3 protein-coding genes are annotated in these 2,944 nt (G+C 43.7%); 2 read left to right on the forward strand and 1 reads right to left on the reverse strand.

All coding sequences use genetic code 11. The annotated features are described in order from the left end of the window. Both LUQ50_RS00015 and LUQ50_RS00020 read left to right on the forward strand, forming a co-directional pair. Positions 1-1,167 (forward strand): NosD domain-containing protein (locus tag LUQ50_RS00015; protein WP_300034234.1); only part of this gene is annotated, 1,167 nt, incomplete at its 5' end. Positions 1,168-1,622: 455 nt separating this feature from the next. Beyond that, positions 1,623-2,216, forward strand: a complete 594-nt coding sequence (locus LUQ50_RS00020) for a nuclear transport factor 2 family protein (protein ID WP_300034237.1) — start codon at positions 1,623-1,625, stop codon at positions 2,214-2,216. 84 nt (positions 2,217-2,300) lie between these two features. On the opposite strand, the gene LUQ50_RS00025 is transcribed toward LUQ50_RS00020, so the two are convergent. Then, entirely contained in the window at positions 2,301-2,786 is a 486-nt protein-coding gene (locus LUQ50_RS00025) for a PD-(D/E)XK nuclease family protein (RefSeq protein WP_300034240.1), read from the reverse strand. Positions 2,787-2,944: the final 158 nt, after the last annotated feature.

The following is a 2,944-nucleotide window of genomic DNA, read 5'->3' on the forward strand; positions in this document are numbered from 1 at the left end:
GGAGTATATTCTGAAGGAAAATATGTCACCATCTCCGATTCTATCGTTCATGACAACAGTGCAACGGGGATCAGTTCACACGGTGATTGTTCGGAAATAATCGGAAATCTCGTGTATAATCAAAGTGATATAGGTATCCATTCGCTGGGTAATTATTCAACGATTACTGAAAATTATGCCTCAAATAACCGAAATGGAATCTTATCGCAGGGTAATTATGCAACAGTGTCAGGCAATGCCGGTAATGATAACGCTAATTATGGAATCTATGCAGGTGGAATGTATGTCGGCCCGGAACCGGGAACCGAAGGGCTTGGATATTATGCACAGATTATCGATAATGTTGCCATTTTAAATGCGGTTGGTGGAATTAAATCCGTCCTTCCTCATGCAATAATCCAGGATAATTCCGTCTTTCAGAATATTGAAAATGGTATTGCACTCACCTGGCGGAGTAATAATACTACGATAACCGGGAATTATATTTCAGATAATCCAACAGGAATCAATTTGAGTGATCGGGCGCTCAATGTATCTATTATCCAGAATCTGATTCGCTCTGGTAATAATTCCGGAATCTATGTGATCTCTGAAGATGGAAAGGGAAGTGGAGAGATCTTTGATAACATTTTTTCAGGCCAGCAATATGTCAATGGGACCGGAAAAATGGGGGCGTTTTCATGGACAAATCCGGCCGGACCAATTCAGGGAACAAATATTATGGATGGTCCCTTTATTGCAGGAAATTACTGGACCAATTCGAACCATACCGGGTGGTCTGATCTGCAGCCGATGAACCCAAATGGATACTCAACTACGCCGTTTACAGTCGCCACCGGGGTATACGATACTGCACCGCTAGTAAAAGTGAAAGCAACTCCGACACCAACTCCTACCCCTACCCCGATCCCGCTAGCTGTCAACTTTACCGCAAGTCCGGTGAGTGGAGTACCCCCGCTTACTGTTCAGTTTACTGATCGTTCAACCGGTTCTCCATCAGCATGGAGATGGAACTTCGGTGACGGGACATATTCAACACTGATGAATCCCCTCCATGAATACAAAGGGATTGGAAGATATACCATTACTCTTGAGGTGTGGAAGGGTGATGCATCAGCAATTATGCGCAAACCAGAGTATGTAAAAACATCCCGTCCAAAGCGATAATCCCGGTAACTCCTTTTTTTATCTATTGCGTATCGCCATAAAACCGTGAGGTTGGCATTTTCGAATAAGAAATGGTGAACCGATAATCTGCGGAGGATCGTGAGTCGGCTGAAGTATTTTTCAAAAGATGGTACTTCAGGTAGATCTGGTCATCCCAGAGTCCAGACCACCTCATTCAGGATATATGGCCGAATACAGAAGTGGAGAGAGGTTCCAAACCCGAGATCAGGAGAGAGCCCGGGGAGGAACCCCCATTCGTTATTCAGACGGTACCGGTAGGGACATTGCTGAAAAGGGATGAGATATTTGCAGGAAACGAATGAAGTTCGGCGTCAGGCTCCGGGGCATGACACGGGACTACCAGGACCGGCCAGAGATATGGAGGAGGAATGACCGTATCCGTCTGATCTCATTCTCACAATAATTATATGGAAAAAAAGAAGAATCTCAGTATCATGATCCAAAGTAATACATTCTCTTTTCTTTTCCTTTTTCTTGTACTTCTCACGTTTCTTTCATGCGAAGTGTATGGCGAGAACAATAGTGGAATTAATAATGTTGACATAGAAAATACTATTTTTCAAGACAATAATGGCAATCAGTCAATCCCGATACCTCCAGAAGATCGTCAGGAAATCCTGGATCTTATCTACACCTACTCTTATACGTACGATTCCAAAGATCTTGATTCCTTTATCAGTCTATTTACAACAGACTGTATTTGGGAAGTATATACAGACAAAGGAACTGAACTCGAATTCCAGGCGAAAAGCCGCAATCAGTTGAGAGAAGCGATGGCGGAGCGGATGGCAAATATGACCGAAAAAGGGATTCAAACCAGGCATTATCAGACCAATACAATCCTGAAATCGATGTCAGCAGATACAGTGGAAGGAGTTACCATGCTCAACCTTATGTGGCAATACCCGGATGATGAGTTACCAACCTTTGTTCAGACCGGGGTTTATCATGATGTGTTTGTGAAGATCGAAGGAATATGGAAATTTGCAAAAAGGACTGCATTGATTGACCAAACGCAATCAGATTAAAGTTGTAGGCACAAATCCTGGTATTTCCAGGCCTCATGGCCCGGGTATCTTTTCATTTATTTATCGACATTGTTGAAAAAAGTTTCAAAAACACTGATTCATTATATCATGGCCATTATTCATTCTCTTTCTCTGGTTTGCAAAGGAAAAAAGTCGCTGATGAGCCACCCGCTTCATACCAAGAAACCGGTTCCGGTCAGCATATGTCAGACAGAACCCGGACTCGATAGACTGATCAACTGCCTTCTCTACTGGAACACCCTGTTTAAGCAGTTTTGAGATCTCACCAAGACAGAAGTGGAGAGCATTTCCAAACCCGAGATCAGGAGAGAGCCCGGGCAGGAACCCCCATTCTTTATTCAGACGGTACCGGAATGGACATTGCTTAAAGAGGATGAGATCTTTAGCAGAAAACGAATGGAGCTGGGCATCTGGCTCCGGGGCATGACAGGAAACTGCCTGAACAGGCCGGAGATATGGATGAGGAATGACCGTATCCCTTCCGATCTCATTCTCGATAAACTGGGACGGCTGCATACCGGAGTCGCCTTCCTCTTCGTACCAGCTCATACATGCAAGATCCCGGGCCCGGGTGATAGATGAAGTTGATCAGGATATGAATTCACAACCTTGAATAGAAGGCATGATTATTATCTGTTCAGGGATCTAAGAATGGTTATGAGATTTTTTATAATTATACAGAGAGGTGAACTATGAACACCTTTACA

The organism is Methanospirillum sp. (assembly GCF_028679455.1).
In the GTDB taxonomy this organism is placed as follows: Archaea; Halobacteriota; Methanomicrobia; order Methanomicrobiales; family Methanospirillaceae; genus Methanospirillum.